The 26,830-nt window shown below is 63.2% G+C and carries 23 protein-coding genes, 1 tRNA gene and 1 pseudogene; 11 read left to right on the top strand and 14 right to left on the bottom strand.

What is annotated here, in order from left to right; all coding sequences use genetic code 11:
* Window positions 1–380 precede the first annotated feature (380 nt).
* A complete protein-coding gene (locus tag BKG76_RS21575) occupies window positions 381–3,338 on the bottom strand; it encodes an MMPL/RND family transporter (RefSeq protein WP_070939733.1) in 2,958 nt (985 codons plus the stop codon).
* Window positions 3,335–3,730 carry an MmpS family transport accessory protein gene (locus tag BKG76_RS21570; protein WP_232783719.1) on the bottom strand — a complete coding sequence of 132 codons (396 nt, stop codon included), beginning with the start codon at window positions 3,728–3,730 and terminating at the stop codon, window positions 3,335–3,337. Before BKG76_RS21570 ends, BKG76_RS21575 begins: the two co-directional genes overlap by 4 nt.
* A gap of 365 nt (window positions 3,731–4,095) precedes the next feature.
* Between BKG76_RS21570 and BKG76_RS21565 the strand changes: the two genes are divergently transcribed.
* A complete protein-coding gene (locus BKG76_RS21565; RefSeq protein ID WP_070939731.1) occupies window positions 4,096–4,761 on the top strand; it encodes a TetR family transcriptional regulator in 666 nt (221 codons plus the stop codon).
* A 10-nt stretch (window positions 4,762–4,771) separates the two neighbouring features.
* Here the strand turns inward: BKG76_RS21565 and coaE are convergent, their stop codons facing one another.
* A complete protein-coding gene (coaE, locus tag BKG76_RS21560; RefSeq protein ID WP_070939730.1) occupies window positions 4,772–5,959 on the bottom strand; it encodes a dephospho-CoA kinase in 1,188 nt (395 codons plus the stop codon).
* 186 nt (window positions 5,960–6,145) lie between these two features.
* Window positions 6,146–7,591, bottom strand: coding sequence for a 30S ribosomal protein S1 (rpsA, locus tag BKG76_RS21555; protein ID WP_070939729.1), 1,446 nt, complete (start codon window positions 7,589–7,591; stop codon window positions 6,146–6,148).
* Between the two features lie 208 nt (window positions 7,592–7,799).
* Between rpsA and BKG76_RS21550 the strand changes: the two genes are divergently transcribed.
* Both BKG76_RS21550 and BKG76_RS21545 read left to right on the top strand, forming a co-directional pair.
* The gene (locus tag BKG76_RS21550) at window positions 7,800–8,963 is read left to right on the top strand and encodes a PrsW family intramembrane metalloprotease (RefSeq protein WP_070939728.1); all 1,164 of its coding nucleotides are present in this window, start codon (window positions 7,800–7,802) and stop codon (window positions 8,961–8,963) included.
* A gap of 27 nt (window positions 8,964–8,990) precedes the next feature.
* Window positions 8,991–10,490, top strand: a complete 1,500-nt coding sequence (locus tag BKG76_RS21545; RefSeq protein WP_070939727.1) for a flavin-containing monooxygenase — start codon at window positions 8,991–8,993, stop codon at window positions 10,488–10,490.
* Here BKG76_RS21545 and BKG76_RS21540 read toward each other — a convergent pair.
* On the bottom strand, window positions 10,487–10,942 hold the full coding sequence (locus tag BKG76_RS21540; RefSeq protein ID WP_070940048.1) for a MarR family winged helix-turn-helix transcriptional regulator: 456 nt from the start codon (window positions 10,940–10,942) through the stop codon (window positions 10,487–10,489). The genes BKG76_RS21545 and BKG76_RS21540 overlap by 4 nt on opposite strands.
* A 73-nt stretch (window positions 10,943–11,015) precedes the next feature.
* Here BKG76_RS21540 and BKG76_RS21535 point away from each other — a divergent pair, with 73 nt between their 5' ends.
* The 3 genes and pseudogenes from BKG76_RS21535 (at window position 11,016) to BKG76_RS21525 (ending at window position 14,108) form a co-directional block, all read left to right on the top strand.
* Window positions 11,016–11,519, top strand: coding sequence for an SRPBCC family protein (locus tag BKG76_RS21535; protein ID WP_070939726.1), 504 nt, complete (start codon window positions 11,016–11,018; stop codon window positions 11,517–11,519).
* A 102-nt stretch (window positions 11,520–11,621) separates the two neighbouring features.
* Window positions 11,622–12,896 (top strand): annotated as a pseudogene (locus BKG76_RS25475) (HNH endonuclease signature motif containing protein).
* Window positions 12,897–12,905: 9 nt separating this feature from the next.
* Entirely contained in the window at window positions 12,906–14,108 is a 1,203-nt protein-coding gene (locus BKG76_RS21525) for an FAD-dependent oxidoreductase (RefSeq protein WP_070939725.1), read from the top strand.
* Between the two features lie 9 nt (window positions 14,109–14,117).
* Here BKG76_RS21525 and polA read toward each other — a convergent pair whose 3' ends face one another.
* The gene (gene polA / locus BKG76_RS21520) at window positions 14,118–16,826 is read right to left on the bottom strand and encodes a DNA polymerase I (protein ID WP_070939724.1); all 2,709 of its coding nucleotides are present in this window, start codon (window positions 16,824–16,826) and stop codon (window positions 14,118–14,120) included.
* A gap of 33 nt (window positions 16,827–16,859) precedes the next feature.
* On the bottom strand, window positions 16,860–17,258 hold the full coding sequence (locus BKG76_RS21515) for a VOC family protein (RefSeq protein WP_070939723.1): 399 nt from the start codon (window positions 17,256–17,258) through the stop codon (window positions 16,860–16,862).
* A gap of 91 nt (window positions 17,259–17,349) precedes the next feature.
* Here BKG76_RS21515 and BKG76_RS21510 point away from each other — a divergent pair, with 91 nt between their 5' ends.
* Genes BKG76_RS21510 through BKG76_RS21500 form a run of 3 tightly spaced genes read left to right on the top strand, consistent with a single transcriptional unit; the run spans window position 17,350 to window position 19,739 of the window.
* The gene (locus BKG76_RS21510; RefSeq protein WP_070939722.1) at window positions 17,350–17,790 is read left to right on the top strand and encodes a Zn-ribbon domain-containing OB-fold protein; all 441 of its coding nucleotides are present in this window, start codon (window positions 17,350–17,352) and stop codon (window positions 17,788–17,790) included.
* Window positions 17,787–18,992 carry a lipid-transfer protein gene (locus tag BKG76_RS21505; protein ID WP_070939721.1) on the top strand — a complete coding sequence of 402 codons (1,206 nt, stop codon included), beginning with the start codon at window positions 17,787–17,789 and terminating at the stop codon, window positions 18,990–18,992. The genes BKG76_RS21510 and BKG76_RS21505 overlap by 4 nt, the downstream gene beginning before the upstream one ends.
* A gap of 39 nt (window positions 18,993–19,031) precedes the next feature.
* Window positions 19,032–19,739 carry a YwaF family protein gene (locus tag BKG76_RS21500; RefSeq protein ID WP_070939720.1) on the top strand — a complete coding sequence of 236 codons (708 nt, stop codon included), beginning with the start codon at window positions 19,032–19,034 and terminating at the stop codon, window positions 19,737–19,739.
* Here BKG76_RS21500 and BKG76_RS21495 read toward each other — a convergent pair.
* The 6 genes from BKG76_RS21495 to BKG76_RS21470 all read right to left on the bottom strand — a co-directional run bounded on the left by BKG76_RS21495 (window position 19,721) and on the right by BKG76_RS21470 (window position 25,566).
* The gene (locus BKG76_RS21495; RefSeq protein WP_070939719.1) at window positions 19,721–20,446 is read right to left on the bottom strand and encodes an ABC transporter ATP-binding protein; all 726 of its coding nucleotides are present in this window, start codon (window positions 20,444–20,446) and stop codon (window positions 19,721–19,723) included. The two genes, BKG76_RS21500 and BKG76_RS21495, sit on opposite strands and share 19 nt — an antisense overlap.
* Window positions 20,447–21,406 (bottom strand): ABC transporter ATP-binding protein, encoded by a 960-nt coding sequence (locus tag BKG76_RS21490; protein ID WP_070939718.1) that lies wholly within the window; start codon window positions 21,404–21,406, stop codon window positions 20,447–20,449. It abuts the gene before it with no gap.
* Window positions 21,403–22,575 carry a branched-chain amino acid ABC transporter permease gene (locus BKG76_RS21485; RefSeq protein ID WP_070939717.1) on the bottom strand — a complete coding sequence of 391 codons (1,173 nt, stop codon included), beginning with the start codon at window positions 22,573–22,575 and terminating at the stop codon, window positions 21,403–21,405. The genes BKG76_RS21490 and BKG76_RS21485 overlap by 4 nt, the downstream gene beginning before the upstream one ends.
* Window positions 22,572–23,642 (bottom strand): branched-chain amino acid ABC transporter permease, encoded by a 1,071-nt coding sequence (locus BKG76_RS21480; RefSeq protein WP_070939716.1) that lies wholly within the window; start codon window positions 23,640–23,642, stop codon window positions 22,572–22,574. The genes BKG76_RS21485 and BKG76_RS21480 overlap by 4 nt, the downstream gene beginning before the upstream one ends.
* 30 nt (window positions 23,643–23,672) lie before the next feature.
* A complete protein-coding gene (locus BKG76_RS21475) occupies window positions 23,673–24,857 on the bottom strand; it encodes a branched-chain amino acid ABC transporter substrate-binding protein (RefSeq protein ID WP_109420941.1) in 1,185 nt (394 codons plus the stop codon).
* A 91-nt stretch (window positions 24,858–24,948) separates the two neighbouring features.
* Window positions 24,949–25,566, bottom strand: coding sequence for an ANTAR domain-containing response regulator (locus BKG76_RS21470; RefSeq protein WP_109420972.1), 618 nt, complete (start codon window positions 25,564–25,566; stop codon window positions 24,949–24,951).
* 124 nt (window positions 25,567–25,690) lie between these two features.
* Here BKG76_RS21470 and BKG76_RS21465 point away from each other — a divergent pair.
* A tRNA-Leu gene (locus tag BKG76_RS21465) sits at window positions 25,691–25,767 on the top strand.
* Window positions 25,768–25,783: 16 nt separating this feature from the next.
* Here the strand turns inward: BKG76_RS21465 and BKG76_RS21460 are convergent.
* Window positions 25,784–26,146: a hypothetical protein gene (locus BKG76_RS21460; protein ID WP_070939715.1), complete on the bottom strand. Its 363-nt coding sequence runs from the start codon at window positions 26,144–26,146 to the stop codon at window positions 25,784–25,786.
* A 125-nt stretch (window positions 26,147–26,271) separates the two neighbouring features.
* Here BKG76_RS21460 and BKG76_RS21455 point away from each other — a divergent pair, with 125 nt between their 5' ends.
* Entirely contained in the window at window positions 26,272–26,757 is a 486-nt protein-coding gene (locus BKG76_RS21455; RefSeq protein WP_070939714.1) for a nuclear transport factor 2 family protein, read from the top strand.
* The last annotated feature ends 73 nt before the right edge of the window (window positions 26,758–26,830 follow it).

Below are 26,830 nucleotides of genomic sequence, written 5' to 3'. Positions count from 1 at the left end.
TGCCGGGCTGGTTCCCTCGGCTTTGATGCTCGCAGCGGCCGTGGGCGGTACGCGCGCAGCGGGGCGAAAAAGTGACCCGCAAGTAGCGCAGTCGCCGGGCGTGTCGTTCGTCACGAACGTCGGTGAGTCGTCATCCGATGGACGTGGTGCCGCCCACGGCTCACCGCCACCCATGCAACCAGCAAATATTTCTCGACGGCTCTCGGAGCCCCGCTGCGATGTTGGATCTCATTACTCCAACACATCGCAGCGGAATTCACGTGCCGACGGCGACTGAAACACCTCGGATATTGCCAAGGCATCATGAAACGGTGCCCCAATGGCGCAGGACTGTTTACCCGACGGGAAATCGGGAGCGGCTACCTGCGCGTGTACCGACGTTAGACCGAAGGCCGGGGGAACTCCGTGGTGATGGGCTCATCTCCGTGTCCCGGAGTTACCGGCACCGGCGTGGGCGGCACTGGCTGCGAGGCTGCCGGAGTCCTGGGCGGAGGCAGTGGCCGCGTCCGCACATTCAGCGGCCACCAGAACCAACGACCGAGGATGGTCGCGATGGCCGGTGTCATGAAGGACCGCACGATGAGGGTGTCGAAGAGCAAGCCCAGCGCGATTGTCGTACCGACCTGGCCGATGATGCGCAGATCGCTGACCACCATCACAGCCATCGTGAAGGCGAAGACCAGGCCAGCCGAGGTCACCACGCTGCCGGTACCACCCATCGAGCGGATGATGCCGGTCTTCAGACCGCCGTGCAGCTCCTCCTTGAGTCGGGAGACCAACAAGAGGTTGTAGTCGGAGCCCACCGCCAGCAGCACGATGATTGCCATCTGCATGACCAGCCAGTGCAATTCGATACCCAAGATGTATTGCCAGATGATCACCGACAAACCGAATGAAGCACCCAGTGACAACGCCACCGTGCCGACGATGACGAGTGAGGCCACGAAGCTTCGCGTGATGAGCAGCATGATCAGGAAGATCAGGCACAAGGCCGAGATACCGGCGATCATCAAGTCGTACCGGGCGCCGTCGGACATGTCCTTGAACACGGCCGCGGTGCCGCCCAGTTCGATCTTGGCGTTCTCCAGGGGCGTGCCCTTGACCGCCTCGATCGCGGCCTGCTTGATCGGCTCGACATGCGAAAGGCCTTCAGGTGTCGCGGGATCACCTCGGTGCGAGATGATCATCCGGACCGCCTTGCCGTCCGGTGACAGGAACGATTTCATTCCCCGTTTGAAGTCGGCGTTGTCGAAGATCTCCGGTGGCAGATAGAACGAGTCGTCGTTCTTCGCAGCATCGAACGCCTTACCCATGGCGGTCGAGTTCTGGCTCATCTCGTCCATCTGGTTATAGAAACCGGACATGGTGCTGTGTTGGGTCAGCATCATCTGCTGCATGTCTTCCATGATCGGGACCATCGCCGACATGTCCGAGACCATCTTGGGCATCAACTGGTCCATCCGCTCCATGTTGACGACCATGCCGTCCATGGTTTCGGTCATCTCGTCGATCTTGTCGAGAACGTCGAAAATCGACCGTATGGCCCAGCACATGGGGATGTCGAAGCAGTGCTTTTCCCAGTACAAGTAGTTGCGAATCGGGCGGAACCAGTCGTCGAAATTCGAGATGCTGTCCCGCATATCGTGGATGGTGCCCTGCAGGGTGTGCATATCGCCGACGAGTGAATGCGTAATGCCCGCCATGGTGGTCATGTTGGCGAGCGTGCGCTTCATGATGACGACGTTCTCGCCCATCTTGTCCGCCTGGACCTTCATGTCCGCCATGCGGTCCTTCATCAGCTTCATATTCTGCAGCTGACCCACGCTCTGCATGCTGATGAGGAACGGGATGGAGCTGTGCTCGATCGGCGTGCCCTGTGGGCGCGTAATCGCTTGCACGCGTGCGATTCCGGGCACTCGGAATACCGCCTTGGCGACCTTGTCGATGACCAGGAAGTCTGCCGAGTTCCGCATGTCGTGATCGGACTCGATGAGGAGCATCTCCGGATTCATCCGGGCCTGCGAGAAGTGCCGGTCGGCGGCTTGAAAGCCCGCGTTGGCCGGAATGTCCTTCGGGATGTACTTCTTGTCGTCGTAGCTGGTCCGGTATCCGGGCAGCGCCGCAAGACCGATGATGGCGATCGACAAGGCGGCCGCAAGAACCGGGCCCGGCCAGCGCACGATCGTCGTCCCGATCTTGCGCCAGGAGCGAATCCGCATGGCGCGCTTCGGTTCGAACAGTCCGAAGCGGCTACCGATGGTGATGAGGGCCGGTCCCAAGGTGAGGGATACCAGCACGCCCACGAGCAGGCCCACCGAGCACGGCACGCCCAGAGTCTGGAAGTACGGCATGCGGGTGAAGCTCAGGCAGTACATGGCACCGGCGATGGTCATACCCGATCCCAGGATGACGTGCGCGGTGCCGTGGAACATCTCGTAGTACGCCGCTTCCTTTTCGGCGCCCATGGCTCGGGCTTCCTGGTAGCGGCCGATCAGGAAGATGGCGTAGTCGGTGCCCGCGGCGATGGAGAGCATCACCAACAGGTTCACGGCGAAGGTCGACAACCCGATGATCTCGGTATTACCGAGGAAGGCGATGACACCACGCGCGGCGCTCAGCTGGATGCCCACCAGCATGAACACCATGATCACGGTGAAGATCGATCGATAGAAGAACAGCAGCATCACCACGATGACGAGGAAGGTCAATCCGGTGATGAGCTGGAGGCTGCCGTCGCCGGCGTGGTTCATGTCGGTCTGCAACGCGCCGGGGCCGGTGACATACACGGTCAGCCCGTCGGGCAGCTTGGTGCCGTTCTTGGTCCAGTCGGCCTCGAGCTGTTTGACGATGTTGCGAGCCGCCTCGGTGGACTCGTTCGACAGCGTCTCGCCCATGTTTCCCGCCAGGTTTACCTGGACGTAGGTGGCCTTGCCGTCGGTGCTCTGCGCACCGGCCTCGGTGAGGGGATCACCCCAGAAGTCTTGAACGTGCTGAACGTGTTTGGTGTCGGCGCGCAGCCGGCCCACCATTTCGTCGTAGAACTTGTGTGAGCCGGGGCCCAGTCGTTCCTGTCCCTCCAGCACGATCATGACGACGCTGTCGGAGTCGGACTCCTTGAACATCTTGCCCATGTGCTTCATCGCCTGCATCGACGGCGCACTCTGGGGGCTCAGCGAAACGGTGTGTTCCTTGCCGACCTGCTCCAGCTGAGGGACGAACGTATTGAGGGCGAAGACGATGGCCAGCCAGCCGATGACGATGGGGATCGACAGGCGGCGAATCCATTTGGCCAAAAAGGTGGGCTCCCCTGCCGCACGTCCTGTGTGCGCCCCGCTCATGCGGACTTCACAAAGCAGTAGACGTAGGCGCTCACCTCGTTGGTATACCTTTCATCTTTTTTCTCATCGTTGGCCGTGATGCGGCAACCGAGTCCATCGGCGTTGCGGGTCTGGGCCAGGATGTTTCCCGTCATCGACGGTGCGGTCGTGACGATCTCGATCGACCACGGCAAGACCGCCCCGTTGATCTGGTGCGGTTCACCCTCTTTGTCGATGTAGTTGATGTCCGCGATGGTGCCGGGAGGGCCGAAGATCTCGTAGAGCACATGCTTGGGCTTGGAGTTGTTCTTGTCGTCGGTCATGCTGCCGGCGTAGGTGGGCAACTGCGACGAACCGAAGATGCCGCGAATCCGCCATACCGCGAAGCCCGCGATGGCCAACACGAGCACCATCACCACGGGGATCCAAGCCCGCTTCAATGCGCTAAGAATCGTAAAACCCCTTCACCCGTTTGGCGTTTCGCAAGCCGATAGCACGTGCTTGCTCGAACCTGGCTCAACTACCGATCGGATTCCGCACCCGACCGCCCCACTCGAAAGGGCGGCGCAGCAATCGCCGCGTGCTGGTTGCTTCAAGCCTGCGGTGCCCGGGCACGCATGCCCGCACATTTCTCGAAGTAAACCATGCCTAAGGTCGGAACAGTTGGCTCCCTTCCAGCGCGTTTCATCAGGATCTTTAACGCATACCACGTGCGTAACGCACGCTACCGGGTGGTTCGTTACGTCGCAAATCACACGCCGTGCGTTATCCTCGGCACGTGGCGCAACTGACATTTCAACGCGCCCGCACTGACGAGAAGAAACGTCAACGGGCCGCAGCAATCGTGGAAGCTGCGCGGTCGCTGGCTGTGGAATCCGGTGTCACCTCCGTAACGCTGACCGCGGTCGCGAATCGCGCCGGGGTGCACTACTCGGCTGTTCGGCGCTATTTCAGCTCCCACAAAGAAGTCTTGTTGCACCTGGCCGCCGAGGGTTGGACCCGGTGGTCGGCCGCGGTCTGCGCAGCGCTGGCCGAACCTGGCCCCGGCTCCCCCGCCCGCGTGGCCGAGTCGCTGGTACACGGCTTGGTCGACGATCCCCTGTTCTGCGACCTGTTGGCCAATCAGCATCTACACCTGGAGCACGAAGTCGACGTCGAACGCGTCGCCGAGGTGAAGCAGATCAGCAACGTCGCCGTCATGTCGATCGCAGAGTCGATCGAACGCACTCTGCCGGAGATCGGCCGCAAGGGCTCGCTCGACATCCTTGTCGCCGCGTTCTCGCTCGCCGCCATGCTCTGGCAGATCGCACATCCCCCGGAGGGGCTTGAACACGATTACCGCAGTGAGCCGGGCGTCCCGCCCGACTGGAGCCTGGACTTTGAGCCGGCATTGACCAGACTGTTGACCGCGACGTGCATCGGTATCGTCACGCAACAGCGGTGATGCGCGCGTCTTACGGAGTCCATCCGGTTTCGGCCGCCCAGGCGAGCGCGCGTGGATACGCCGATGCAAACCAGGGTTCCTTGGCGTCGACGTAGGTGCCGGGATCACCGTTGGCCTCCGCCGCTGCTCGCTCGGCCGCTTGCTTGATCGAAAGGTATTCGGCGCGCGCCTGTGGAACCGAGCGCAGCCAATCGCGGAAGATCAGCGCGAATCGCTGACCCGGCCAACCGTCCACCCGCACATGCACCAGGGCGGCGCGCCCCGGGTCCGCTGCCGCGTGGATGCGCTTGCCCCAGGTGGCAATCTCGGCGTCATGTGGGTCATCGGCGGTGATACCCACTATTTGAGGTAGCCCGATATCGGCCAAGGGATCCGCCAAAGCGTCGGCCACATCGAGCGATTCGACAGTCACCTGAATATCGATGACATCCTTGGCGTCCAGTCCGGGTATGGCGGTGGAGCCGATGTGGTCGATCCGCAGCGCCTTCGAACCGCACGCCACCGCCAGCCGGTTGACGATGCGCTGGGCTTGAACCGGCCACGTCGGGTCGGCGGGAACGAGCTCTGGCGCCCATGGCGCCCGTTGGCGAGTGCGCAGATTATGCGCGTACGGCTGCAGCCGCTCGGCCCACAGGTCACGAACCGTCTGTGCGAGTACTTCGGTATCACCTGAATTATCCAGCCACACATCGGCGATGGCGCGGCGCTGCTCATCGGATGCCTGGGCGGCCACGCGCGAACGAGCGTCCTGCTCATCCATCCCGCGATGCGTGACCAGTCGCGTGACGCGGGTTTCGACATCGGCGTGCACAACCAGCACCAGATGGTAAAACGGTGCCAGCGAGTTCTCCGTGAGCAATGGAATGTCTTCCACCACAATGGCATCCTTGCCCGCGGCGGCCATCAATTCGGCCCGCCGGGCGCCGACCAAGGGATGCACGATCCCGTTGAGGGTGGTGCGGTGCGCATCGTCCTGGAACGCGATTGCCGCCAGCGCCGCACGGTCCAAGGCGCCGTCGGGGCGCAGGATCGATTCCCCAAAGGCCTCGACCAGTGCGGTCAGGCCGGGAGTTCCGGGTTCCACTACCTCGCGCGCAATGACGTCACTGTCCACGATGAAGGCCCCACATTCGGCGAGGGTCCGCGAGACCGTGGACTTTCCCGCGCCGATTCCTCCGGTCAGGCCAATGCGCAACATGTCCGCAGTCTGTCACAGAGCCGACTCCGCCTGATCACCAGCACCGGGGAACCCGCTACCCGCGTTGACGCCGAATTCTCCTGGGCGAGGCCCTGATTCGGCGACGACGCGCCACAACAGCTGCTGTGCAGACGAGGAAGGCCCCGGTCCGCAGGGACCGGGGCCTTCCGTCGTGAGAACGCGTACTTAGGCGTTGCCTGCCAGCTTCTCGCGCAGTGCGGCGAGCTGCTCGTCATTGGCGAGCGAGCCACCCTGTGGAGCCGAATCCTCGGACCGCGAGGAACTGCTCGAGGAAGCGGCCGCGGCCTCTGCCTCGGCGGCCGCCGCGGACTTCTCCATCTGCACGGTGTGCATCTTGTGACGACGCTCGGCCTCGGCGTACCGGGCCTCCCACTCTTCACGCTGCTTGTCGAAGCCCTCGAGCCACTCGTTGGTCTCGGCGTCGAAGCCCTCCGGGAAGATGTAGTTCCCGGCCTCGTCGTAGCTGTCGGCCATGCCGTACTTCGAGGGGTCGAACTCCTCGGTGTAGTCCTCGTTGGCCTGCTTGAGGCTCAGCGAGATCCGGCGACGCTCCAGGTCGATGTCGATGACCTTGACCATCGCGTCGTCGCCGACACCCACAACCTGGTCCGGCACCTCGACGTGGCGCTCCGAGAGCTCGGAGATGTGCACCAGGCCCTCGATGCCCTCTTCGACGCGGACGAACGCACCGAACGGCACCAGCTTGGTGACCTTGCCGGGCACGATCTGGCCGATGGCGTGGGTGCGGGCGAAGTGACGCCACGGGTCTTCCTGAGTTGCCTTGAGCGACAACGAAACCCGCTCGCGGTCCATGTCGACGTCGAGAACCTCGACGGTGACCTCGTCGCCCACCTGAACCACCTCGGACGGGTGATCGATGTGCTTCCAGGACAGCTCGGACACGTGCACCAGGCCGTCAACCCCACCGAGATCGACGAAGGCGCCGAAGTTGACGATCGAGGACACGACACCCTTGCGGATGGCGCCCTTGGTGAGCTGGTTCAAGAACTCGCTGCGGACCTCGGACTGGGTCTGCTCCAACCAGGCCCGGCGCGACAGCACCACGTTGTTGCGGTTGCGGTCGAGCTCGATGATCTTGGCCTCGATCTCCTTGCCGATGTACGGCTGCAGATCGCGGACACGACGCATCTCGACCAGCGATGCGGGCAGGAAGCCGCGCAGGCCGATGTCCAGGATCAGGCCGCCCTTGACGACCTCGATGACGGTGCCCTTGACGGCCTCGTCCTTCTCCTTGAGCTCTTCGATCGTGCCCCACGCCCGCTCGTACTGAGCGCGCTTCTTGGACAGGATCAGACGGCCTTCTTTGTCTTCCTTGGTGAGAACCAGGGCCTCGACCTCGTCGCCCACGGAAACGACCTCGTTGGGGTCGACATCGTGCTTGATCGAGAGTTCGCGGGACGGGATGACACCTTCGGTCTTGTAACCGATGTCAAGAAGAACTTCGTCGCGGTCAACCTTGACGATGGTCCCTTCGACGATGTCGCCATCGTTGAAGTACTTGATCGTCTTATCGATAGCGGCGAGAAAATCCTCGGCCGAGCCGATGTCGTTAACGGCTACTTGCGGCGAGGTCACGGTGGGACTTGGCATGTGTGGGGTTGCTCCGGACAGGTTGTGTAGTAGGGACAGTGCTGGTGCAGCTAGCTTCAGCTGCGGGCGTGCTAATACCTCCGCACGTGCGGCAGAGATGTGTTTCACCTTACTAGACCGGTCTCCACCAGCACAAACCCGGTCGGCTCGGTGGGTGCTGTCAGCGGGCGGTTGCCGCACCCGTCCGAGGGCTCACAGCTACTCTTCGGTGGTGTCCTACGCACCCGCGCCTGCCCCCATGCCACCGATGCCAGGATTCCCTCAGCGGATCAAGAAGGTAGGGGCGCCGATCGGCCTCATCATTGCTCTTGCGCTGGTGACGGGATTGATCATCGCGGGTCTACTTCTCTCTAATCCGGTTGGCGCGATGATCGGCTTGGTCCTATCGAGCATCGCGATCGGGATTGTGGTCCTGTGCTATCTCTGGCTGGACCGATGGGAACCGGAGCCCTCACGGCTTCTTGTACTGGCATTTGTCTGGGGTGCGTCGCTCGCGGTCGTCGTGTCGATCATTCTTGAAGTGGCCTTTGGTGCGGGGTACGGCCCGGACTCCAGTACCTCCTTCTCGTCAGTAGCCATCCGCGCGCCCTTCATCGAAGAGGCCGCCAAAGGAGCTTTCCTGCTACTGATGCTGACGGGCCGCCGCCGCCTGGAGCTCAATTCGCTCACCGATTGCCTCGTCTACGCGGGTATCACCGCCGCCGGATTCGCCTGGCTCGAAGACATCGCCTATATCGGTAGTGGCAACACTGTCGGCGAGTCAGTGCTGACCGCGATCGTCCGGCTGGGCCTTGGCCCGTTCGCGCACTCGTTGTTCACGAGCATGACCGGTGTCGGTGTCTACTACTCCTTGCGGCAACGCAGCGTCATCGCCAAATTTCTCTGCATCGTGGTCGGATACCTGGCCGCGGTGCTCATGCACGGCTTGTGGAATGGCTCGTCATTCCTCGGGTTAGAGGGTTACCTGGCCGTATACGCGTTCTGGATGGTGCCGATGTTCGCGCTGATGATCGTCGTCGGTGTGCGCAGCCGGCGCAAAGAACAGCAGGTCGTCGCAGAGAAGCTGCCGGGGATGGTGGCGGCCGGGCTGGTCACGCCCAATGAGTCCACCTGGTTGGGCTCGCTCAAGGAGCGCAAGCACGCGATAGCGGAGGCCAGGCGAATTGGCGGGGCCCCGAGTGGTGTCGCGGTGAAGAACTTCGCGGCACAGGTCGTGGAACTGGCCTTCGTGCGAGAGCGCATCGAGCAGGGCTCCCGGGACCCGCGCGATATCGCGATGCAGACCGAGGAGGCGTATGCGGTGATGGCCGCGCGAGCCGCCGCTCCGGTCTTGCAAGGACTCTCGGGTTACCGTGCGCCCCTTACGAGGTAGCGTGATGAGTCGGATGTTGTCTCATCAATGACGATCAGGAGCATCATGTCGGACATGTCGAAGGACGAGCTCGTAGACGTTCTCATCGTGGGGGCCGGGATATCCGGCATCAACGCCGCTATTCGATTGAGCGCCGCGGGCCGCAGTTTCCACATCGTCGAGCGCCGAGAACGGATCGGTGGAACCTGGGATCTGTTCCGGTACCCGGGGATCCGTTCCGACAGCGATATCTACACCCTCAGCTTCGGTTATCACCCCTGGCATGAACGCAACACCATCGCCGACGGTGCGGATATCCGTGATTACCTGGAGCACGCCGCGCGGGACTACGACATCGACGGACATATCACCTTCTCCGCCAAGGTCACCGGCGCGGATTTCGGAACCGACACCGACACCTGGTCGGTGGGCGTCGATACCCCGGCCGGGCGGACGACGTACCGCGCCCGGTTTCTGTACCTGTGCACCGGCTACTACAACTACGACGACGGCTACACCCCCGAATTCCCGGGGGTGGAGAACTTCACCGGGCAACTGATCCACCCGCAACACTGGCCGGAGGATCTGGACTGCTCCGGCAAGGAGGTGGCGGTCATCGGCAGCGGTGCCACCGCGATCACCTTGGTGCCCTCCTTGGCGCGTGCCGGTGCGAAGGTCAGCATGGTGCAGCGCTCCCCGAGTTACGTCTACCCCATCTCTCGCGCCGATCCGATCATCGGCCTGGTGCGAAAAGTGCTTCCGGCCAACATTGTTCAGCATTTCGCCCGCATTTGGCTGGGCGGATTCAGCTGGATCATGTACCACGTCTGCCGTCGGGCGCCCGCATTCGCCAAATGGTTCATCAGGCGCCGAATCTCCAAGCTGTTGCCCGCCGACTATCCGGTCGATGTGCACTTCAAGCCGCGGTACAACCCATGGGACCAACGCGTGTGCGCCGATACCGACGGAGATCTCTTCGAGGCCATCAACGCGGGCGGCGTCCGCATGGTCACGGACACGATCGACTCGTTCACCTCAACCGGAATCCGGCTGGGATCCGGTGAAGAGCTACGCGCGGATGTCGTCATCACGGCGACCGGGCTGAATCTGCAGATTTTCGGCGGCATCGAACTGAGTGTGGACGGCTCCCCCGTCGATTCCCCGAGCCGGTTCATCTACAAGGGATACCTGATCGAGGGAGTCCCGAACGCCGCGTGGAGCGTGGGATACACCAACGCGTCATGGACGCTGCGTGCCGACCTGAGCGCGCGGGCCGTGGTGCGTCTCCTCGACTACATGGATCAGCGCGGATATACCCACGCCTATCCGGATCGACACGGCGAAGAACTCGAGGCGCGGCCGTTCTTCAATCTTTCGTCCGGTTACGTGAGCCGCGGTGATGCCCACATGCCGCGCTCCGGGACATCGGGGCCATGGGCCATCCGGCACAACTATCTGCTGGATTTCCTTGCGTTCCACCGGGATCGAATTGAGGAGAACATGCAGTTCGGTACCGCCAAGTCGAACGCGGTGTCTTCGGCGGCCTAATCGCCGGGGGCGATCTCCGAATCCTCAAGGTCTGCCAGGTGCGTGAGCACCCGCAGGAACGCATCGCGATCCGTTGAGGGCACGCCGGCGAGGATCCGCTTCTCGTTCTCTTGAATCGCTTTCTGTGCTGCCGTAACAGTTTTGCGCCCGGCGGCGGTTAGCGACAGCAGATTGCTTCGCCGGTCACTCGGGTCCGGTTGCCGATTGATGAGCTTGCGCTCCTGGAGATCGTCCAAGACGGCGATGATGCGCGTGCGGTCGGCGCCGATGGTGTCAGCGAGACTGGCCTGACTGCTCGCCTCATTGTCGCGCAGCGCCGTAAGCACGGCGTACGCCCACATAGACACACCGTGCGCCTCCAGAAGCGGTAGTTCCGCTCGCATCAAGGACCGGCCGAGCGGGACCATCAGGGCTGCGAGATCCGGCCGGGCATCGAGATTCTGTTGCGCCACAGACATCAGAATAGACGATGGTCCGCGATCGTATTGATTGTATAATGATAGGCAGGCGCATACGATAAACGGCATGATACGGACTGAGGGTCGCGTGGTAGTCGTCGAGCGGGTCATCGACAGCACCGCGCAAGAAATATTCGATGTGCTGGCCAATCCGGCGAGCCATGCCGCCATAGACGGCACGGGGGCGGTGCGCGATCCAGTGCTCGCCGGGCCCACGCGGCTCCATCTCGGCGCAACGTTCACCATGCGCATGCGCACCCGGCTGCCAAACCTGGCTCTCTCCTCGCTGGTACAGGTGGCTGTTGCGCTTACCCATCGCGGTCGGCTCACGAATGTGGTGCGAGAATTCGATGAACCGCGCAGGATCGCCTGGCGGAACTTCGGCCGGCATACATGGCGGTACGAGTTGGAACCGCTGACGCCTACGCGCACCTTGGTGCGGGAAACCTTTGACTATTCAACGAATATCGCGCCATGGCTGCTCGAGTTGGCGCGATTTCCTTCGGTGAATCGCCGAGCTATGCAAGAGACGTTGGACAGGCTCGCCGTCGTTGTCGGCACGAGCGCATGACGCGTTCGATCGTGGCTCGTTGCGCTAAATCACTTGTGCCGCAGTAGTTTCACCCGTCACAAACTCGACGGTTTTGTCGGCGGGTGTCTTTACAATTCGAACATGAGTTCGATTGAAGTGGTGGAGGCGGCTGTCGACGTCTTCTGCGCTGATTTGGTCGATGAGTTCACCGCCGCTGAGGCGTTGACGGTGTTGGCGCGCCTGGAGGTTGTACAGCGCCGATTGTCTGCCCGCGGTGTGTGTTTGGTTCCGAAGGTGACGGGTGAGGCGTCTCCGGTAGAGCTTGGGGGCACGTCGTTTCCGGATGTGTTGTCCCGGCGCTTGCATATCAGCAGGGGTGTGGCCCGGCGGCGGATCGCCGATGCCGAGCATCTCGCCCCGCGGCGGGCGATCACCGGTGAGGTGCTTGAACCTCAACTACCGTGCACCGCCGAAGCGTTGGAGCGCGGCGATATCGGCGAGGAACACCTCCGAGTCATTCGGCAGTTCTTTGACCGGCTGCCGGTGGTGGTCGATGCCCCGACCCGCGACGCCGCCGAGGCGCAGCTGGCGGCGATGGCTTCCCAGTTTCGGCCCGAACAGTTGCGCACCGGTGCCGACCGGATGATGGCGCTGCTGAACCCGGACGGGGAATTCAGCGATGTGGATCGGGCCCGGCGCCGCGGGTCGGGGCATCGGACAACAAGGTTTCGATGGCATGTCACCCATCTCGGGACTACTCGATCCGGAGACCCGCGCCTATCTGGATGCGGTGTTTACGAAACTGGCCGCCCCCGGCATGTGCAACCCGGCCGATCAAACACCCTGGTGGATGGTGAGCCGTCACCCGACGCTGTCGAGCACGACACCCGCAGCAGCGCGCAACGCAACCACGACGCACTGCGCGCGTGCCTACGATCCACATTGGCGTCCGGGGAATTGGGTTCACACCACGGCCTACCCGTGACGGTCATCGTGTCCACTACACTCAAAGAGCTCGAAGACGCGGCAGGGATCGCGACAACTGGCGCGGGTACCCGGCTGCCCATGCGGGACCTGATCAGGATGGCCGCGCATGCTCACCACTACCTGACGATCGTCGATGATGATGGGCGTCCCCTGTATCTCGGTCGTGCCAAGCGGATCGCGTCGGCGGATCAGCGGATCGTGTTACACGCCCAGGATCGCGGCTGCACCCACCCCGGATGTTCGGTGCCCGGATACCTCTGCGAGGTCCACCACCTCACCGAATGGGCCCAGGGCGGACACACCAACATCGACAACCTCACCTTCGCCTGCGCACCACACCACCGCCTCCTAGGCCACGGCTGGACCACCCGAAAACGCAAAGACGGCACCACCGAATGGATACCCCCACCACAACTGGTTCGGGCGTAGCGTCCGGGTATGACGCAAGTTCTTCAGACTCAGGTATGCGTCGCGGGCGGAGGTCCCGCAGGCTTGGTGCATGCCCTACTACTTGCCAGGGCGGGGATCAAGGTCGTGGTCCTGGAAAAACACGGCGATTTTTTGCGCGACTTCCGCGGGGACACCGTGCATCCCACCACGCTGCGGATCATGGACGACATCGGACTTATCGATGAATTGCTCATGCTGCCTCACCAGAAGGTGGACCACATCGCCTTTGACGGCGACGGCCAGATGCGTACGTTCGGCGACTTCCGCGTGCTGAAATGGCTGGGCTACAAACAGCCGTATATCGCGTTCATGCCGCAATGGGATTTCCTTGACTTCCTTGCCGAAAAGGCTGAGAAGTACCCGGAATTCACCCTCATTCGCAATGCGGAAGTCACCGATCCGATCGTCGACGGAGATCGGGTGGTCGGCGCGCGTACGCCGGATCTGGAAGTGCGGGCGGACTTGGTTGTCGCGGCCGACGGGCGCAAATCGGCGGTGCGCGCTGCCTCGGGTTTACAGACGGCCAATGAGAGCTCGCCGATGGATGTGCTGTGGTTCCGGCTGAATCGCCGCCCCGGTGACCCGGATGAGACATTCGCGGTCCTGCGCCGCGGCATGTTGTTGGCGATGATTCACCGCGGCGACTACTGGCAGGTCGCACACCTCTTACCGAAGGGGGCGGGACCGCAAAACGGCTCGCTGGAAGCGTTCAAGGAACGCCTGGTCACGGCGCGCCCACAGCTGCATGATCACGTGAATGATCTGCGGTCCTGGGATGACACCAGCCATCTGGACGTCCGGGTCGATCGACTCAAGACCTGGTGGCGCCCCGGCCTGCTGTGCATCGGCGACGCCGCACATGCCATGTCACCTGCCGGTGGGGTCGGCATCAACCTGGCGGTCGCCGACGCGGTAGCGGCCGCGAACATCCTCGTAGAACCACTGCGTGCGGGACACGTCACGGACGAAGATCTGGCCAAGGTGCAGCGCCGACGTGAACTACCGACCAAAGCGGTTCAAGCGTTTCAGGTGTTCGTCCAGAACAACGTGATCAAACCGGTCCTCACCGGCGACCTGTCCCCTATCAAGCTGCCCTTCTTCGTTGGGCGCGGTCCGCTCAAGTTCATCCCGCCGATTGCCGTCGGCAGGGGCCTTCGACCGGAACGCGTGCATACCCCCAACGTGCACTAACGCCGAGGATCAGTGGGCTGCGGCATCCCAGCTGCGGCCATAGCCTACGGAAACCTCAAGCGGCACATCGAGCGGATACGCCGAGCCCATGGTTTCGCGTACCAGCGCTTCCAGGCTGTCCCGCTCGCCCTCGGCCACCTCGAAGAGAAGTTCGTCGTGCACCTGCAGGAGCATTCGCGACTGTAGGCCCTTGTCGCGCAAGGCATTGTCGGTCGTGATCATCGCGACCTTGATGATGTCGGCCGCACTCCCCTGGATCGGCGCGTTGAGCGCCGCGCGTTCGGCGGCCTCCCGCCGCAGACGGTCGCCGCTATCCAAATCGGGCAGGTATCGGCGACGGCCGAGCACCGTCGAGGTGTATCCGTCCTTGCGTGCTTGATCGACCACGGCGTGCAGATAGTCACGCACACCGCCGAACCGCGAGAAGTACTGGTCCATCTGCTCTTTGGCCTCGTCGTTGGAGATCTTGAGCTGGGTGGCCAGACCGTAGGCCGACAGACCGTAGGCCAAGCCGTAGGACATCGCCTTGACCCGGCGACGCAACTCTGCGGTGACCTCGTCGATGGGTACGCCGAAGGCGCGTGCTGCCACGAACGAGTGTAGGTCCTCGCCGGTATTGAATGCCTCGATGAGGCCCTCGTCGGCCGACAGGTGCGCCATGATGCGCATCTCGATCTGGCTGTAGTCGACGGTCATCAGCTCGGAGTAACCCTTACCCACAACGAAGCCATCGCGGATTTCACGACCCGCTTCGGTGCGCACCGGGATGTTCTGCAGGTTCGGCTCGGTGGATGACAGTCGGCCCGTCGCCGCGATCGTCTGGTTGAAGGTGGTGTGAATACGACCATCGGCGGCAACGGATTTCAGCAGACCGTCGACGGTCACCTTCAGCCTGGTGACATCGCGGTGTGTGAGCAGATGTTCTAAGAAAGGGTGCCCGGTCTTGTCGAACAAGGTCTGCAGCGCGTCCGCGTCCGTCGTGTAACCGGTCTTGGTCTTCTTGGTCTTGGGCATGCCCAGCTCGTCGAACAGCACGACCTGCAGCTGCTTGGGTGAACCCAGGTTGATCTGCTTGCCGATTACCGCGTACGCGGCATCGGCGGCCTCCCGGATGCCGGTGGCGAATTGATTCTGCAGTGAGGTCAGGTGGTCGGTGTCGACGGCGATACCGACCGATTCCAGGCCCGCGAGCACCCGCTGGACCGGTAGTTCCATATCGGCGAGCAGCGTCGCCGACTCGATCCGTTCGAGCTCGACATCGAGCGCATCGGCGAGGTCGATGACCGCCCGAGCACGCAGCATCTGAGCCTGTGCGGCCTTCGCGTCACCCGCGCCGTCCTCGTCAAGCAACGAAAGCTGTTGTTCCCCATCATCTTCAGCGCGAAGCTCACGTCGTAGATACCGCAACGACAGGTCGTCGAGCGCGAAGCTGCGCTGTCCGGGGCGCACCAGATACGCGGCGAGAGCGGTGTCCGAGGTGACGCCGTTGAGCTGCCAGCCGCGCCCGGTCAGCGCGTGCATGGCCTGCTTGGCCTCATGCAAGGCCTTGGGACGAGCCTCGTCGGCGAGCCATTCGGCAAGTGCGGCCTCGTCCTCCGGTGTGACCGTGGTGGTGTCGATGTACGCACCGTCCCCATCGGCGGAGGCGACGGCCACGGCAGTGGCATCACCGTCGTACGGCGTGTACGTCCCGACCACCGCCAGGCCGCTGCGGCGGCCATCTCCGGTGTGCCGGGACAGCCATTCGGCGACGGTGCCGGGCTCCAACGCCTGTCCGGCGAGTTGGAATCCCTCGTCCACCTCGGGTTCGACGGCCTCGAGAGTTTCGAACAACCGGTCGCGCAGCACCCGGAACTCGAGGTCGTCGAAGAGGCGGTGAATCTGGTCGCGATCCCACGGTGCCAAAGCCAGCTGGCCGGGCACATACGGAAGCGGCACCGTGCGCACCAGATCGGTGAGTTCGCGATTGAGGATCACGGCGCCCAGGTTGGCACGGAGTGAATCACCGACCTTTCCGCGCACGGTGTCAGCCTTGTCGACCAGCTCTTGCAACGACCCGTATTCGAGAATCCACTTGGACGCCGTCTTCTCACCCACACCGGGAATGCCCGGCAGGTTGTCGCTCGGGTCGCCGCGCAGCGCCGCGAAATCCGGGTACTGGGTCGGCGTGAGGCCGTACTTCTCGACCACGGCTTCCGGGGTGAACCGGGTGAGATCACTGACGCCCTTGCGCGGATACAACACCGTCACGTCCTCGTTGACGAGTTGTAGTGAGTCGCGGTCACCGGTCACCACGAAGACCTTGAAACCATCAGCCTGCCCCTGGGTTGCCAGGGTGGCGATGATGTCATCGGCCTCGAATCCCTCCTCCGCCAGCACCTTGATACCCAGGGCCTGGAGCACTTCCTTGGTGATGTCGATCTGTCCGCGAAACTCGTCGGGCGTGGCCGAGCGCGTGGCCTTGTACTCGGGGTAGCGCTCGGAGCGGAACGTCTTGCGGGATACATCGAAGGCGGCGGCCACATGCGTGGGTGCCTCGTCGCGCAGCAGATTGATCAACATCGAGGTGAACCCGTACACCGCGTTGGTGGTCAGACCGGACTGTGTCTTGAAGTTCTCGGCCGGGAGCGCGTAAAACGCACGGAAGGCCAGCGAGTTACCGTCGAGCAGCAGCAGGGTCGGCTGTTTGGTTCCGGTCTTCGTCGCAGGCGCAGTCACACTCCATACCCTAGGCAACCGGTGCGACAGCGTTTACGACCCCGACACTTCCCCTGATCCGTACGGCCGGGTGATGATCTCCAGGTAGTGCCCCGAGGGATCCTGGAAGTACACCCCGCGGCCCCCGTCGTTGTGATTGATCTCGCCCGGATGTTGGGCGCGCGGATCGGCCCAATGTTCCAGACCCCGTTCGGTGATGCGGCCGTAGATCGCCTCGAAGGCGTCCTCGTCGACCAAGAAGGCATAGTGCTGCGGGGTGATATCGCCGGCCGCAATGGTCGCAAAATCGAGATTGCCGCCGTGTTCCAGCTCCACGTTGAGAAAGGGGCCGACGTCCACCGCGTCGGACAACCCGAAGATCTCGGTGAAGAACCGCGCGGACTCATCGCGGTCCCGAGAATGAACGATCGTATGGTTGAACGCGATACCCATAAGTCCAGGGTATGCCTACCATCTGACATTCCATGTCCCACTGAACTGACACACGTTTCAATTCGCTGGCGAGCATGGGTAATCTGACCGGGTGCCTACAGACCAAGCCCCCGCCGTCAACGGCTGGTTCGATACCGATGAATCCGGCCAGCCGCATTTGATCGGCGGCAAGTGCACACAGTGCGCCACCATCGTGTTCCCGCCGCGTGCCAACAACTGCCCCAACCCGGCCTGTGACAGCGACGTCCTGGATCAGGTGCCGCTCTCCTCGCGTGGCGCGGTCTGGAGCTACACGGAGAACCAGTACGCGCCGCCCCCGCCGTACCCGGCGTCCGACCCGTATGAGCCCTACGCCATCGCGGCGGTCGAGCTGGCCGCCGAAGGCATCATCGTGCTCGGCAAGGTGGTGACTGGTACCGGCGCTGCCGACCTGAAGGTGGGTCAGGCGATGGAACTCGCGCTGGAGCCGCTCTACACCGACGACGAGGGCGTCGAGCGCCTGGTCTACGCATGGAAGAAGGTCTCCGCATGAGCCGCACTCCGGATCCGGTCTACATCCTTGGCGCGGGGATGCATCCCTGGGGCAAGTGGGGACGGGACTTCACCGAGTATGGTGTCGCCGCCGCTCGGACCGCGCTACAGGATGCCGAATTGGATTGGCGCCAAATTCAATTCGTTGCCGGAGCGGACACCATTCGCAACGGCTACCCGGGCTTCATCGCCGGCTCCACCTTCGCCCAGAAGCTGGGCTGGAACGGTGTGCCGATCAGTTCCACCTACGCGGCCTGCGCCAGCGGCTCCCAGGCGCTGCAGAGTGCCCGCGCCCAGATCCTCGCCGGGTTCTGTGATGTGGCGCTCGTCATCGGCGCCGACACCACCCCGAAGGGCTTCTTCGCCCCTGTCGGCGGCGAGCGCAAGGCCGACCCCGACTGGCAGCGCTTTCACCTCATCGGGGCCACCAACCCGGTGTACTTCGCGATGCTCGCGCGGCGCCGGATGGACCTCTACGGCGCGACCGCCGAGGACTTCGCCCAGGTGAAGGTCAAGAACTCGCGGCACGGCCTGAACAACCCGAATGCCCGGTTCCGCAAGGAGTCCTCCGTCGAGGACGTACTGGCGAGCCCGGTCGTGTCCGACCCGCTGCGGCTGCTGGACATCTGCGCGACCAGCGACGGTGCCGCGGCCCTGATCGTGGCGAGCGCCGATTTCGCGAAGAAGCATCTCGGCTCGGTCGAGGGCATCCCGTCGGTGCGTGCGGTCGCGACTATTACCCCGAAGTACCCACAGCATCTTCCGGAATTGCCGGACATCGCCACCGATTCCACCGCGGTGGTGCCGGCGCCGGAACGGGTGTTCAAGGATCAGATCGTCGACGCCGCGTACGCCGAGGCCGGTATCGGGCCCGAGGACATAAGCCTCGCCGAGGTATACGACCTTTCGACGGCCCTCGAGCTGGACTGGTATGAGCACCTGGGCCTGTGCCCCAAGGGTGAGGGTGAGCAGCTGCTGCGCAGTGGCGCCACAACGGTCGGCGGCCGGGTTCCGGTGAACGCCTCCGGCGGCCTGGCGTGTTTCGGTGAAGCCATTCCGGCCCAGGCCATCGCGCAGGTATGCGAGCTGACCTGGCAGCTGCGTGGGCAAGCCGGGGAACGGCAGGTCGAGGGCGCACGGGTCGGTATCACCGCCAACCAGGGTCTGTTCGGCAACGGTTCGTCGGTCATCGTCGCGCGCTAGCCGCGCCCGGCGGTCATCTGCTGGGGATAGCCTCAACCGATGGCACCGGCGGCGCTACGGGAGTTCCACCAGTACGGCCCGTCCCATATCGCAGCGATAACACTTTTCGTATGCGGCGCCGTGATCCTGGTGTGGTTGGGGCGCAGACAAACTGAATCCCAGGCCCGCCTACTAGGACGGGTCCTCGGAGCCGCCACCGCCGCGATCTACATCGCGATACTGGTTGCCGGACTCGATCCGCCGCGCCTCGATGTATCCGTGCCGTTGCGTCTGACCGACCTGGCGACGATGGTCTGCGCGTATGCCCTGTGGTCCCAGCGACATTGGGCGTATGCGTTGACGTACTACTGGGGACTGGTGCTCAGCAGCCAAGCGCTGATCTCCCCGGTCCTGACGGGGCCGGACTTCCCCAGCGTCGGGTTTCTCGCCTTTTGGTCGATTCACCTACTGGCCGTCTGGGCCGCCATCTACCTCACCTGGGGGCTGGGCATGCGGCCGACCTGGCGCAGCTATCGGATGGTGACCGTCGTCAGCATCACCTGGGCGATCGTCACGATGGGATTCAACGCCGTAGCCAGATCCAACTATGGATTCCTGAACCGAAAACCTTCCACAGCAAGCCTTTTCGATGTCATGGGCCCGTGGCCGTGGTACGTGGTGACCGCCGCCGTGCTGGTGCTGTCGGTTTGGGCGCTGATGACGTGGCCGTGGGAACGAACCGCAGAACCTCAGACCACGCCGAGATAGGCCGAGCGAATGCTGTCATCCTGCAACAGTTCTCGCCCAGGGCCGGACCTGACGACCGAGCCGGTCTCCAGAATGTAGGCGTGATCCGAACGGCTCAGTGCCTGCTGCGCGTTCTGCTCGACCAGCACCACGGTGGTTCCGGAGGCGTTGATCTCCTCGATGATGTTGAAGATCTTCGTGATCAACAACGGTGCCAGGCCCATCGACGGTTCGTCGAGCAGCAGGATCTTGGGCCTGGCCATCAGGGCGCGTCCGATGGACAGCATCTGTTGCTCACCGCCGGAGAGGGTGCCGCCGGGTTGATGGCGGCGTTCGGCCAGTCGCGGGAACAGTGCGTTGATCCAATCGAGACGCTCCCGACGTTCCGAGCGGGATTTGAATCTTCGCCCGTAACAGCCCATTTCGAGGTTCTCGGCGACAGTCATGCCTGGGAAGATGCCCCGCCCCTCCGGCGCCTGGACGATTCCTGCCTTGACGCGTTTGTGCGCCTTCATCTTCGAGATGTCCTGGCCTTCGAAGAAGATGGTGCCAGCGCTGAGCGGGACCAGGCCGGAGATGGCGCGCATGGCGGTTGACTTACCGGCACCGTTGGAACCCAGCAGCGTGACCAGTTCGCCCTCGCGCACGTCGAACGAGAGCGTGTTCACCGCCTGGATGGGTCCGTAGTGGACCCCGACGTTGTTGAGTTTCAGCTGTACGGGAGGCATTCACCTCTCGCTTTCGGCATCGGGTTCAGCGGGACCGGTACTTGTCGACTCGAGCCATCCGGGTCCGTGGAGGTCCTCATCGGCCACTCCTAGGTATGCCTCGATGACGGCTGGGTCATTTCTGACCTCGGCGGGTACCCCGTCGGCGATCTTCCTGCCGAACTCGAGGACGACGATGCGGTCGGTCACGCCCATGACCAGCGTCATGTCGTGCTCGATGAGCAGCACGGTGTATCCGTAGTCCCGGATGCGCTGGATGAGCTCGATCAGCGATTCCTTCTCGCTGGGGGTGAAGCCGGCCGCCGGCTCGTCCAGGCACAGCAGTTTGGGTTCGGTGGCCAGCGCGCGCGCGATCTCGAGTCTGCGCTGGCTGCCGTAGGGAAGGTTCTTGGCCTTGACGTCCGCGACGTCGGCGATGCCGACGAAATCGAGCAGACCCATCCCCACATCGACGGCATAGTGTTCCTCGCGGCGGTGCCGCGGTGTGCGCAGCAGAGCGCCCAGGACCGAGGTCTTGTGCCGGGCATCGGTTCCCACGGCGACGTTCTCCAGTGCCGTCATCTCGCCGAACAGCCGAATGTTTTGGAACGTCCGGGCGATACCGCGGCGGGTGATCTGATGGCGGCGCAGTCGGCGTAGCGGTTTGCCGTTGAATACGATGCTGCCGGACGTCGGTTTGTATATCCCGGTGATGGCGTTGAAGCAGGTGGTCTTGCCCGCGCCGTTCGGCCCGACCAGACCCAGGATCTCGCCGCGGCGGATGTCGAAACTCACCCCATCGAGTGCTTGCAGACCCCCGAATTTGAGTGTCAGTTCCTTGACCTCGAGCAGGACTTCGCCCTCGTCCTGATCAGCTTCGGTGTCCTCGGTGTCGGTCCCCTGCTCGACGTCGATCGCGGCCTCGGCCTCGTGCGGCTCGTCCGCGCCGTCCTCGCGAACGGTGTTGTCGTGTTCGGTCATGCCGCGGCCTCGGCTTCGTCGGGCTTCTTGGCACCCAAGCGCTCAGATGTCGTGCGCCAGTACGCCATCAACTTCTGATGCGCGGGGAACAGGCCCTGCGGGCGGAAGATCATCAGAACAACCAGAGCGAGCCCGAAGAACAGATATTTCAGGTTGCCCAGATCGACTCCCTGCACGTGCACGCCCAGAAGACGGTTCGGCAGGTAGACGATGATGAACGCACCAAAGACCACGCCAAGTTTGTTGCCCTGCCCGCCCAGTACAACGGCGCACAGGAACAGCATTGAATTGATGATGTTGAAGGTCGGCGACGCCACGTATTGGACCTGGCCCGCGTACAGGGCGCCGGAAAGTCCGCCGATGCTTGCCCCAATCACGAAGGCCCACAACTTGAACCGGAATGTGGGAACACCCATCATCTCCGCGGCGTCCTCGTCCTCACGGATGGCCACCCACGAGCGACCAACCCGGCTGCGCTCGAGATTGCCCATCAACACCAGCACCACCGCGATCAGGCAGAGCCCCAGCCAGTACCACCACACGCCATAGTTCAGATGGCCGCCCGAATTGGCGCTGGAGAAGACACCGCCACCGTGGACGTGCTGCTCCCCCACGTGCGGGTAGGCGACTTTGTGCAGACCGCGTGGGCCGTTCGTGACGTCCAGGTTGTCGGCGAGCAAGCGAATGATCTCGCCGAATCCCAGTGTGACGATGGCGAGATAGTCACCCCGAAGCCGAAGCGTGGGGGTACCGAGGATCAGGCCGAAGCAGGCAGTGATGGCCACCGCGATGGGCAGGCAGGACAGCCATGCCCAGTCCGAACTGAAAAATGCCGAAGTGCCCATCCGATTCCACGGACTATCGGGACTGGTGAGCAAGGCGACCGTGTACGCGCCGATGGCATAGAACCCGACATATCCCAGGTCGAGCAAGCCGGCTTGTCCCACAACGACATTGAGGCCTATAGCGATCAGTGCCACCATGGCGAACTGGGCCATGACCCCGCCGAAGCTGGTGTTGGGCGTGTCCAGGTAGGGGATCTTCCACACCGGTAGCAGCGCCAGGAGTGCGAATCCGATGATTCCGTACACCCACTGCATGGGACGGGCCAGCTCGGACCACCACCGGCGTATCGAGTCGCCCGGTGCCAGGGCACGTGGGGCACTCATGCCTTCGCCCGCCCTAGGCTCTCACCGAGAATGCCGGTGGGGCGGAACATGAGTACCAGCACCAGCAGCACGAACGCCACGACGTCGCGCCATTGGGTGCCAAAGACCGCCTGGCCGTAGTTCTCCATCACGCCCAGAATCAAGCCGCCCAGCAGCGCACCGCGCAGGTTGCCGATCCCGCCGAGCACTGCGGCCGAGAATGCCTTGATACCCAAGAGGAATCCGCCGGAGTAGATGATGCCTTGCGGCACCTTCAGGGTGTACAACAGCGCCGCCGCGCCGGCCAGCAGGCCGCCGATGATGAAGGTGGTCATGATGATGCGTTCGCGGGACACCCCCATGAGCGTCGCCGTCGTGGGATCCTGTGCCACCGCCCGAATCCCGCGCCCGAACTTGGTGTGGTTGATCGCGACATCGGTCAGCAAGGCCAGCACCAACGCCGCCGCGACCACCACGACGGTGACATTGGTGATCGTGGCCTGGAACGGGATGTGGTGACCGCTCACGTCGAACGGACCGAATGTCCACACCGGCCTGGGCGTCACCAGCATGATCGGCTGCTGAGCGTTGCTCCCGCCGTAGCCCTTGGCGATTTTCGGCAGCACCCAGTGCACGAACTCCTGGATGACGAAGGACATGCCGATGGCGGTGATCAGGAAGGTCAGTGGGCGCGCACCCCGGCGGCGCAGCGGGCGATAGGCGACCGTCTCCAGGCCTATTGCCGTGGTGGCCGACACGACCATGGCGATGAGCATGGCGACGCCGAGATACAGCACGGTCAGAGATACGCCCTTGTTGTAGGCATTGCCGCTGGGCGAGAAGCCGAGCACGACATCGAGGGCGAAGTACGCGCCGAACATGCCGAGCATGAAGACCTCGGAGTGCGCGAAGTTGATGAGCCGCAACACCCCGAAGACCAACGTGTACCCCACCGCGACCAACGCGTAGATGGCGCCCCACGCCAAACCGTCAATCGTCAGCTGTCCGATGCTGCTCCACAATCCGTGCAGATCGAACGAAATTGTGCTGGTCTGCACACCCGTCTGTGCCATCCACCCCGAAATCATTTGCGGCTGAGCCTAGTCCCCTCGTTTGTCCTACGTGACCTTATACACCCAGATAAGTGTGGAAGTTAGCTCTCCATTTTCGTTCCACTTGTATTCGCGTGCCACGCCCTGCCCCTGGTAGTTCCTGACCCAGTCAAGCAATCCCGCACGAGTGGTCTTCCCCGCGTCGATTCCCTTGATCAGGATCGTCGCTAGGTCATACCCCTCGGTGCTGTATGTCCCCGGCTCCTGATTGAACTTGGCGGTGTAGTCCTTGGCGAACGTATTCGACGCCGGCCCGCACGGGCAGGAGAGCAACGCATCCTTGGCCGAGTCGCCGGCTTGTTTGACGAACTCCACGTCCTTGGTGCCGTCCGCGGACACGAAGGTCGCGGCCACTCCGCCATTGCGCAGCTGCTGCACCAAGGGGGCCGCTTCGGCGTAGTACCCACCGAAGAACACCGCGTCCGGAGAGGCGTTCTTGAGCTGGGTGACGGCCGCGGAGAAGTCCTTGTCCCCCTTCTTCACCGAGGCATTGCAGTCATTTCCGAGTGTTCCGCGCACCGCGTTGGCCAGTCCGGAGCCGTAGTCGGTGCTGTCGTCCACGACGCAGATCTTCTTGTACCCGAGCGTCTTCTTGAGGTAGTTGGCAACCGCGGGCCCCTGTACGCCGTCGTTGGCCAGACCGCGGAAAAAAGTCTTCCAGCCCTGCTGTGTCAGCGTCACGTTCGTGGCCGAGGCGGTAGTGGAAACCAGACCCGCCTCGCTGAAGATCTGACCCGTCGACTTGGTCTCACCGGAGAAACCCGGCCCGATGAGCCCGAGAACTGACTGGTCTCCGATGATTTGCGGAGCGATATTGCTTGCGTTCTGCGGCAGGCCCTCGGTGTCGAATTCGCGGAGCTTGACCTGGCATCCGGGATTAGCGGCGTTGTGTTTGTCGATAGCCAGCTGCGCACCGTTGCGGATATTGGTTCCGAGTGCCGCGTCGGGGCCGTTGAGCGCACCGGCCATGGCCAGGGAAACGTTGGTGCACAGGGCTTTTCCGTCTCCTGCGGGATCGGCGGCTGACTGCGTGTTGGACGCGGGCACCTCGGTCCCGTCCTGAGCGATCTGCACCAGCGGCACGATCTTCAGGTTGCTCTGATTGGAGTCGTCCGACTGCCCGCCAGCGTGACATCCCGTCAAGACGAGGGCCACCGCGCCCAGCATGAACACACTCGCGCGTGCACGCACGATTACCTCCGAATCGCTGGGGCGGACTGGTCCAAACGCTGATGAGAAAACATAGCCAACCGGGAGGCACCGCGCAGTGCTTACCCGAGTTTCAGCTCGGCGCGTCGGTGTCGAGTGTTTCCAGTACCACTTCGGCAACGCGCTTCATGGTGGTGCGACGGTCCATCGCGGCGCGTTGGATCCACTTGAACGCTTCGGGTTCGGTGAGGCCCTGGGTGGACTGCAGGACGCCCTTGGCGCGCTCGACGAGCTTGCGGGTCTCCAGCCTGTCGGCCAGGGTCTGAACTTCCTTCTCCAGCGCGGTGAGCTCGCCGAAACGGCTCACTGCCACCTCGATGGCGGGCACGAGGTCGGTCTTGGAGAACGGTTTGACCAGATATGCCATCGCACCGGCATCTCGGGCCTTCTCGACCAGGTCGCGCTGACTGAACGCGGTGAGGATCACGATCGGAGCGATGCGCTTGGTGGCGATCTCCGCGGCCGCATCGATCCCGTCGCGGCGCGGCATTTTCACGTCCATGATCACCAGATCGGGTTTGAGCTCCACGGCGAGGTCGACGGCTTCCTGCCCGTCGCCTGCCTGCCCCACCACGTCATAGCCCTCCTCGTGGAGCATCTCGACAAGGTCGAGGCGGATGAGGGCTTCGTCTTCGGCGACGAGCACGCGGCGCGCGGGTGCCGCCGGTTCGGTGTTCTGAGGGCCGGTCATGGCGACCATTGTGACGCATGTGGTCGTGCGCACGGCCATACCGTGGTGAAAGTGACGTTCCCCATCCTTTAAGGTGGGAGATCGCGCGACCGGCCGACGGCCACGAAAACGCGAGAAACGCCAGGCCCTCGTATCCCAACTGGCAGAGGAAACGGATTCAAAACCCGTGCAGTGTGAGTTCGAATCTCACCGAGGGCACCACAGCTCGCCGGCGGCCCTAACCGACGTCGGTGCAGTTCACCCCGGGGTTATCGCAGTCGGGACCGGTTTGATCGGGTGCACTTACCCAGCCACCGGCGTCATCGCGCCCTGGTCCCAAGTTGGAAGCGGGTGGGTTCTCGTCCGAACCGCAGACCACCCAGGCGTTCTCACATTGGGCGCCGGCGCCGTTTGGTAAGTAGCCCCAGCCCGTGTCCCCGGAGTCGTTGGGCTGGTCGACCAACGACCCATGCGACGGCGCGTTCGGTGAACCGGGTACCGGCGGCGGTGGGGTCGGCTCGGCGTACGCCGTGGCGGCACCGAATCCGAGGAAAGCAACAGCTGCCGCGGGCGCCACGACAAGACGGGTGAATGCGTTCATGGGGCACCTCTTCAGGGGTGGTCGATGCATGTACGACAAATGTATTCCCAAGCAGAGATGTGTGGATGATCTTGATGCGAGCAGACCAGGCCCCGGGCGGGACTGGGCGTGCTAAGACTGGCTGCATGGAACGCCCGACCCCCGAAACTCTCGTCGACATCCACGAGATCACCGAGCTCAAGTACCGCTATGCCCGCACCCTCGACAACAAGCTGTGGGATGAGTTCGCCGACACGCTCACCGAGGATGTTGAGGCGACATACGGCACCGCGGTACACGGAGCTCCCCTCGAGTTCACGTCGCGCGCAGGTGTTGTCGAATACATGCGGTCCTCACTGACGACCGATATCACCAGCGTTCACACCATGACGCATCCCGAGATCCACGTGAGCGGCGATACCGCGACAGGCAGCTGGGCCATGAGCGATGTCGTCATCGTCCCGGCGCACAGCGTGCTGATCACCGGCACCTCGTACTACACGGACCGGTACCGCCGTGACGCCGATGGGACATGGCGGATCAGCCACATCTCCTATTACCGCCTCTACGAGGCGGTGCAGAACACCAAGGACATCGGTTTCAACCTGATCGCGAACCGCTGGTCGCAGTAGGACCCATAACCGGGTACCCTATCGCCGGGTCTGGAGACATCCGTACTCCACATAGCTGGCGAAGGAGAAACCG

It is taken from the genome of Mycobacteroides franklinii, assembly GCF_001853795.1.
In the GTDB taxonomy this organism is placed as follows: Bacteria; Actinomycetota; Actinomycetes; order Mycobacteriales; family Mycobacteriaceae; genus Mycobacterium; species Mycobacterium franklinii.
The sequence above is the reverse complement of the archived record's forward strand: the minus strand, read 5'-3'. Positions and strand labels throughout refer to the sequence as shown.